We start from the raw sequence: 6,860 nt of genomic DNA, 5'->3' as shown, positions 1-6,860 counted from the left end.
GTTGTGGAAGGAGAAGTCTTCTCCATTCATGTTTGTACTTTTTTGGCCTTTATACGCCAGAAACCCGGCTTATGCCTGACGCATAGGCCGGGTTTCTCGACAGACTGAAAGAAACGGCCCGCAGGCCGTTTCTTTTTTATTCCTCTGTCGCACTGACCAGATGGCACAGCGTCATTAAGCTATCGGACAGATGTACGTTTTCCACCGGTACACCCAAACCACCCAGATGAAGATCCTCTCCTGTAAAATTCCACAGGCCGCGGATACCTTGATCGACCAGCTCCCGTGCAATCTCCGGTGCATTGCTCCGCGGAATCGTGAGCACTGCCACATCCGGTTTGTGCGCCGCAATGAACGACGGCAAATCATCACTGCTGCGCACGGAATAGCCGCCGAATTCCTTTCCCTTGAGTTCGGGGTTTGCATCAAATGCGCACAGCAAGCGGAAGCCACTTGCACTAAAATCAAAGTTATTGAGCAGCGCTCGGCCTAAGTTACCCGCACCCAGCAAGATTGCTGTTCGCCCCGCACGCAGGCCGAGAATAGAACCCAATTCCTCCATCAGTTTGTCTATATTATATCCGTAACCCTGCTGCCCGAAACCGCCAAAACAATTAAAGTCCTGCCGAATTTGCGAGGCCGTCAGGCCCATGCGCTCAGCCAGCGCGCGTGAAGAGATGCGCTGCACGCCTTCAGCTTTCAGTTCACAGATATTTCGGTAATAGCGCGGCAGCCGCTGAATGACCGCTTTGGAAACCTCTTGCTTTCGTTCCACAGGCTCTCTCCTTCTTCCTTCATTGGAATATTTTAATGATTACAGTCCCGCGATGGTATCCAGTACGTAATCTGTAAATTCCTGTGCAGTTGAGCCGGTATCGCGACCGGTAACAACCACTTTTTTCTCCTCAAATATACAGATGTCCAATGCGCGGTCGAGCTTTTTCGCCAGCTCGATTTCGCCGATATGCTCCAGCAGCATTACAGATGCGCGCAGCATGGACGACGGATCGGCGTATTTTGCGCGACCTTCCTGCACCATGCGCGGCGCAGAACCGTGAATCGCCTCAAACATCGCATAGCGCTTGCCGATATTGGCCGAGCCTGCGGTGCCGACGCCGCCCTGAATTTCCGCTGCCTCGTCGGTAATAATATCGCCGTACAGGTTGGGCAGCACAACTACCTTAAAGTCACGGCGACGCTTATCATCGAGCAGCTTCGCGGTCATGATATCAATGTACCAATCGTCAAACTCGACTTCCGGATATTCCTTTGCTACCTTCTGGCAGGTATCGAGGAACTTGCCATCGGTCGTTTTAATGATATTTGCTTTAGTGACGCAGGAAACGCGATTCTTGCCGGTCTTGCGCGCATAATCGAACGCCAGACGAGCGATACGCTCGCACCCCTGCGAAGTAGCAACCGTAAAGTCGATGAACAGGTCATCATCAATCTGCACACCCTGCGAACCGACAGCGTAGCCGCCCTCGGTATTTTCACGGTAGAACGTCCAGTCGATACCAAGCTCGGGCACCTTCACCGGGCGTACGTTGGCAAACAGGTCGAGTGCCTTACGCATCGCCACGTTTGCAGACTCTACGTTCGGCCACGGATCGCCCTTACGAGGAGTCGTGGTCGGTCCCTTGAGGATGACATGGCACTGTTTAAGTTCTTCCATCACGTCAGGCGGAATTGCGCAGCCAAGCTCCGCGCGGCGCTCGATGGTCAGGCCGTCAATCACGCGAAACTCCACTTTGCCCGCCTTTACCTTGTCGGCCAACAGCACCTCAAGCGCATGCTGTGCCATACCGGTGATCATCGGGCCGATGCCGTCGCCGCCGCATACGCCGATGATGAGCTTGTCGAGCTTAGAATAGTCAATAAAGTCGTCCTGCGCCTTCATATCCGCAATACGCTTGCGCTGGCTTTCGACAACTGCCTCAAACTTCTCCAAAATAGACTGGTCGATAGACATGAGAATGTCCTCCTATTGAATTGATATTATTTTAACAAAAATTCTATGTTCTGTCAAGAAAAGCAGAGCAGAGAGAGCCGTGCGGCTCCCTCTGATACATGAATTTACTTTACATTCTGACGGGCATAATTGAGCGTGCCGCCCGCGAGCAGCGCGCCGCGCTGCCGGTCGGACACATCGCAGTCCGCCTTAAAGGTTTTTCCACCGCACACAATAGTGACCTGCTGGCCGTTTTTCACTTCTTCCAGCACATTCGGCAGAGAAATCTCGTCAAGCAGGCTGATTTCGTCATAATCCGCCGGGTTTACAAAGGTCAGCGGCAGGATGCCGGAGTTGACCAGATTAGCCTTGTGAATCCGTGCAAACGACTTGCACAGCACTGCTTTCACGCCCAGATACAGCGGAACGAGCGCCGCGTGCTCACGCGACGAGCCCTGACCGTAGTTCGCGCCGCCGACGATAATGCCGCCGCCCTGTTCCTTGCAGCGTGCCGGGAACTCCGGGTCAACATTGATGAAGCAGTAATTGGAGTAATACGGCACATTCGAACGATACGGCAGCAGCTTTGCACCCGCAGGCAGGATGTGGTCGGTTGTAATATTGTCCTCGGTCTTAAGTACCACCTTGCCGGTGTAGCTCGCTTCCAGCGCCTTGCCCAGCGGGAAGGGCTTGATGTTGGGGCCGCGCACGACCTCCACCTCGTCCGGGTTTTCGGCAGGCTTGACAATCAGATTGTCGTTGATGGCAAAATGCTCGGGCATCTGGATTTCCGGCATCTCACCCAATGTGCGCGGGTCGGTCAGCACGCCCGCAAGCGCGCTTGCCGCCGCAACCTCGGGAGACACCAGATAGATCTGCGCGTCCTGCGTGCCGGAACGGCCTTCAAAGTTACGGTTGAAGGTGCGCAGACTGACGCCTGCGGACTCGGGGCTTTGCCCCATGCCGATGCAGGGACCGCAGGCACATTCCAGAATACGTGCGCCCGCGGAAATGATATCGGCCAACGCGCCGTTTTGCGCGAGCATGTTGAATACCTGCTTAGAGCCGGGGCTGATGGTCAGCGAAACGTCCGGATGCACAGTCTTGCCCTTCAAAATGGCCGCAACCTTCATCATATCGTAGTAAGAAGAATTGGTGCACGAACCGATGCAGCACTGATTGATCTTGATATTGCCAATCTCAGATACCGGCTTTACATTGTCGGGCATGTGCGGCATCGCCGCCAGCGGCTCGAGCGCGGACAAATCGACGGTATACTCTTCGTCGTAAACCGCATCCGGGTCGGAGGACAGCTCCACCCATACATCGCCGCGCCCCTGCGCCTCGAGGAACTTCTTCGTCTCCTCGTCGGACGGGAAAATCGAGGTGGTCGCGCCCAGCTCTGCGCCCATGTTGGTGATAGTCGCACGCTTGGGTACAGACAAAGTCTTGACGCCCTCGCCCGCGTATTCGACAATCTTACCGACGCCGCCCTTGACGGTCATCTGGCGAAGCACGTCCAAAATGACATCCTTGGCAGACACCCACGGAGACAGCTTGCCTGTCAGATTAACACGCACCATTTTGGGCATCGGGATGTAGTACGCGCCGCCGCCCATCGCGACCGCAACATCCAAACCGCCCGCACCGAACGCCAGCATGCCAATACCGCCGCCGGTCGGGGTATGGCTGTCCGAACCGATCAGCGTCTTACCCGGCGCACCGAAGCGCTCCAGATGCACCTGATGGCAGATACCGTTGCCCGCCTTGGAATAGTAAATGCCATGCTTTTTCGCAACCGATCCGATATATTTGTGGTCGTCCGCGTTTTCAAAGCCGGATTGCAGGGTATTATGGTCAATGTAAGCGACCGACCGCTCGGTCTTGACCTGATCGACACCCATCGCCTCAAACTGCAGATAGGCCATCGTGCCGGTCGCATCCTGCGTCAGCGTCTGGTCAATCTTAAGGCCGATTTCCTGGCCCTGTACCATCTCGCCGTCCACCAGATGCGCCTTCAGTATCTTTTGCGCAATTGTCATACCCATTTGTGTTTTTCCTTCGCTCCTTTATGTCCCACACGCGACGCTTTTTGCGCGCGCCGCGCCCCGCCGCTGCACGACGGGTGGTTGCGGCTTCCACAGCCTTCTCCACGGTACACAAAGCGCACCGTGCCCAAAAACAAAACAGAAGTGGCCCTTGCAGCGCAAAAACCACTTCTATTTTACAACATTCCCACTCTTTTGAAAAGCCCTTTTCCTCTATCGCTTTTCACAAATATTCTCACCGATCTCCGCAGTGGCGAATGCATTTTGCAGGGTCGTACCCGTATTGCCTGCAAGATACTCAAAATACGCCTGACTGCCGATCATCGCAGCATTATCCCCGCACAGATGCAGCGGCGGCAGATACAGCTGCGTATGCGTGCGCTTCGCCATTTCGCTGAGTGCTGCACGCAGAAACGAATTGGCCGCCACACCGCCCGCGCATACCACACGCCGTGCATGCGTTTGCTGCACTGCCTGCTCGAGCCGCGGCACAAGCGTGCGCACGACCGCTGCGCAGAACGAAGCCGCCAAATCGTTTTTATCGATCTCTTCGCCTTTCTGCGCCGCATTGTGCGCCAGATTGATGACCGCCGTTTTGAGACCCGAGAAGGAAAAGTCAAGCGGCGCGTCCTTGATGTGCGAATCGGGTAATTTATACCGTTTGGGGTCCCCCTCCTGCGCGAGTTTATCGATTTTCGGGCCGCCCGGATAGCCCACGCCGAGCACGCGCGCAACCTTGTCGAACGCCTCGCCTGCCGCGTCATCCCGCGTGCCGCCGAGAATTTCAAAATCCGTATAATCGCGCACCAACACAATTTCGCTGTGTCCACCCGACGCGATGAGCGTCAGAAACGGCGGTTTGAGTTCGGGATACGCCAGATAGGTCGCCGCAATATGACCACGGATATGATGCACCGGGATAAACGGCTTATGCATAGCATATGCCAGCGACTTGCCGAAGTTCGCGCCCACCAGCAGCGCGCCGATAAGCCCCGGCGCACAGGTCGCCGCAACCGCATCCACCTCGTGCTTGTCCATTTTTGCATCCGCCAATGCCTGCTCGGTCACACGCACAACCGCCTCCATGTGGCGACGCGAGGCAATTTCCGGCACAACGCCGCCGTACAGCGCATGTGTTTCAATCTGCGTGTCCACCACGCTGGAAAGGATGTTCCGTCCGTCCTCGATGACGGCTGCCGCCGTCTCATCACAGGAGGACTCGATCGCCAATATTCTCATTGCTTCACCTATCATTCTTATATTTCAGCACATGGCGTGCCAAATCCGCGTCTTTTTTATGTACATATATCCTGTATTCCTGCGGATATTGCACGCGAATACCCATGACATCCTGCCGCTGCAGCATGCGTTTGGTATTGTCCTGCACAGCAGCTTGAAATTCGATCTCCGCATGGCTGAGTGCCTGCTGCGCTTCAAAAAACGCTTGCTGTTCATTGACAGCCAGCACCAGTTCACGATTGAGCATGGTAATCATACCTCGACCTCCCACTGCGTTTCGATCTATGAAAGCTCCTTTTCAAAGCACCGGCAGTTTTCTGCACCTGCGGGGCTTCCATAATAGGGAATTTCGCGGAAGCCCAGTTTATGATACAACGCTGCCGAATCGTCGGTCGTGCGCGCGGTTTCCAGAATTGCGCGGGTATAGCCATGCGCTGCGGCATCCTGCTCGAGCGCACGAATCAGCGCACTGGCAACGCCTTGCCGCCGGAAATCTGGCGCGACAAAAATACGCTTAATTTCCGCGGTCTGGTCGTCTATTTTCTTCCATGCGCCGCAGCCCGCAGGACTCCCATCCTGATACGCCACCATACGGGCGTCCAGCAGGTGCGGGTCGTTATATTTTGCATAGCGGCGATGCACCTCCCCGACAACTTGAAAATAATACTCATCGAGTTGCTGCACCAGTGCCAGCAAATCAGCGTTTTCCGCATCGACAAACCGGATTTCCATGCGTGTCACTCCTTCAGAAACAGCGTCATCAGCACCGCATCCTCACTCGGCGCGGTATAAAAGTTTTTACGCACACCGACATGGACAAAGCCCGCGCCTTCGTACAGCGCGATGGCAGGCGCATTGGACGCGCGCGCTTCCAGCGTGACAAAGGACAGTCCTTGTGCACGGGCGCGCTGCGCCAGTTCCTCAATCAGCGCACGGCCGACACCCTGCCGCCGGCAGTCCGGCGACACCGCGACATTGGTGATGTACCCTTCGTCAAGCACAGTCTGACAGCCGACATAGCCGATCGCCTGCCCGTCCCGTTCGACCACCAAAAAAATACCCTTATCCAGTTCCTCGCGCAGCATAGCTTCGCTCCACGGCGTATGAAAGCAGGCTTTTTCGATTTTCGCCAGCGCCGCCAGATGGCACTCCGCCATCGGCACGACCGTCATGCGCCCAGTCTCCCAATAATGCTGCGCACGCCCGCGTCAATTTGTGCCGCCGCGCGGCGATAGGTCTCCAAATCACCGCCAAACGGGTCGGAAATATCGGTCGGCAGCAGCGTGAACACTTTGTCTGCGCAGTCCGGGAACAGCTCACACAAGCGGTCGTAATGCGCGCCCGTCATACAGACCAGATAGCGCGCGTTTTTTGCCATTTCAGATGTCAGCATGCGCGAACGGTGCGCGGAAATGTCCGCGCCCAGCTCTTTTGCTGCTATAATCGCATTTTCTGACGCAGGCATTCCGTCCTGCGTGAACAATCCGGCGGAAGCAGCCGCCAGCCCGGTCTGCTCCTCGCCGCCGTGCGCACGGAACAGCCCTTCCGCCATTGGGGAACGGCAGGTGTTGCCCGTGCAAATAAAAATGATATTGTCCATAGATTTGCTCCCTGTACAGTTC

Annotated in this window: 8 protein-coding genes; all 8 read right to left on the bottom strand. The window is 55.9% G+C overall.

All coding sequences use genetic code 11. The features are described from left to right. Positions 1-136 precede the first annotated feature (136 nt). The 8 genes from ACTQ34_RS06665 to ACTQ34_RS06630 all read right to left on the bottom strand — a co-directional run bounded on the left by ACTQ34_RS06665 (position 137) and on the right by ACTQ34_RS06630 (position 6,838). Positions 137-775 carry a redox-sensing transcriptional repressor Rex gene (locus tag ACTQ34_RS06665; protein WP_441363091.1) on the bottom strand — a complete coding sequence of 213 codons (639 nt, stop codon included), beginning with the start codon at positions 773-775 and terminating at the stop codon, positions 137-139. Between the two features lie 39 nt (positions 776-814). Beyond that, positions 815-1,972 carry an isocitrate/isopropylmalate family dehydrogenase gene (locus tag ACTQ34_RS06660; RefSeq protein WP_441363090.1) on the bottom strand — a complete coding sequence of 386 codons (1,158 nt, stop codon included), beginning with the start codon at positions 1,970-1,972 and terminating at the stop codon, positions 815-817. A 104-nt stretch (positions 1,973-2,076) separates the two neighbouring features. Beyond that, positions 2,077-3,999, bottom strand: a complete 1,923-nt coding sequence (locus ACTQ34_RS06655) for an aconitate hydratase (RefSeq protein WP_441363089.1) — start codon at positions 3,997-3,999, stop codon at positions 2,077-2,079. A gap of 213 nt (positions 4,000-4,212) precedes the next feature. Next, positions 4,213-5,238 (bottom strand): tRNA (adenosine(37)-N6)-threonylcarbamoyltransferase complex transferase subunit TsaD, encoded by a 1,026-nt coding sequence (gene tsaD, locus ACTQ34_RS06650; protein ID WP_441363088.1) that lies wholly within the window; start codon positions 5,236-5,238, stop codon positions 4,213-4,215. A 4-nt stretch (positions 5,239-5,242) separates the two neighbouring features. Next, positions 5,243-5,494, bottom strand: coding sequence for a hypothetical protein (locus ACTQ34_RS06645; RefSeq protein WP_441363087.1), 252 nt, complete (start codon positions 5,492-5,494; stop codon positions 5,243-5,245). Positions 5,495-5,520: 26 nt separating this feature from the next. After that, positions 5,521-5,970: a GNAT family N-acetyltransferase gene (locus ACTQ34_RS06640; protein WP_441363086.1), complete on the bottom strand. Its 450-nt coding sequence runs from the start codon at positions 5,968-5,970 to the stop codon at positions 5,521-5,523. A gap of 5 nt (positions 5,971-5,975) precedes the next feature. Next, positions 5,976-6,410 (bottom strand): ribosomal protein S18-alanine N-acetyltransferase, encoded by a 435-nt coding sequence (gene rimI, locus ACTQ34_RS06635; RefSeq protein WP_441363085.1) that lies wholly within the window; start codon positions 6,408-6,410, stop codon positions 5,976-5,978. After that, entirely contained in the window at positions 6,407-6,838 is a 432-nt protein-coding gene (locus ACTQ34_RS06630) for a low molecular weight protein arginine phosphatase (protein WP_441363084.1), read from the bottom strand. Before ACTQ34_RS06630 ends, rimI begins: the two co-directional genes overlap by 4 nt. Between the last annotated feature and the right edge of the window lie 22 nt (positions 6,839-6,860).

The organism is Agathobaculum sp. LCP25S3_E8, from assembly GCF_052117165.1.
Lineage (GTDB): Bacteria > Bacillota > Clostridia > Oscillospirales > Butyricicoccaceae > Agathobaculum.
This window is presented reverse-complemented; position numbering and strand designations above follow the sequence as displayed.

Excerpts from the sequence above, each read along its gene's own strand:
- rimI (WP_441363085.1), bottom strand. The coding sequence starts at position 6,410 with ATGACGGTCGTGCCGATGGCGGAGTGCCATCTGGCGGCGCTGGCGAAA.
- ACTQ34_RS06640 (WP_441363086.1), bottom strand. The coding sequence starts at position 5,970 with ATGGAAATCCGGTTTGTCGATGCGGAAAACGCTGATTTGCTGGCACTG.
- tsaD (WP_441363088.1), bottom strand. The coding sequence starts at position 5,238 with ATGAGAATATTGGCGATCGAGTCCTCCTGTGATGAGACGGCGGCAGCC.
- ACTQ34_RS06655 (WP_441363089.1), bottom strand. The coding sequence starts at position 3,999 with ATGGGTATGACAATTGCGCAAAAGATACTGAAGGCGCATCTGGTGGAC.
- ACTQ34_RS06660 (WP_441363090.1), bottom strand. The coding sequence starts at position 1,972 with ATGTCTATCGACCAGTCTATTTTGGAGAAGTTTGAGGCAGTTGTCGAA.
- ACTQ34_RS06630 (WP_441363084.1), bottom strand. The coding sequence starts at position 6,838 with ATGGACAATATCATTTTTATTTGCACGGGCAACACCTGCCGTTCCCCA.
- ACTQ34_RS06645 (WP_441363087.1), bottom strand. The coding sequence starts at position 5,494 with ATGATTACCATGCTCAATCGTGAACTGGTGCTGGCTGTCAATGAACAG.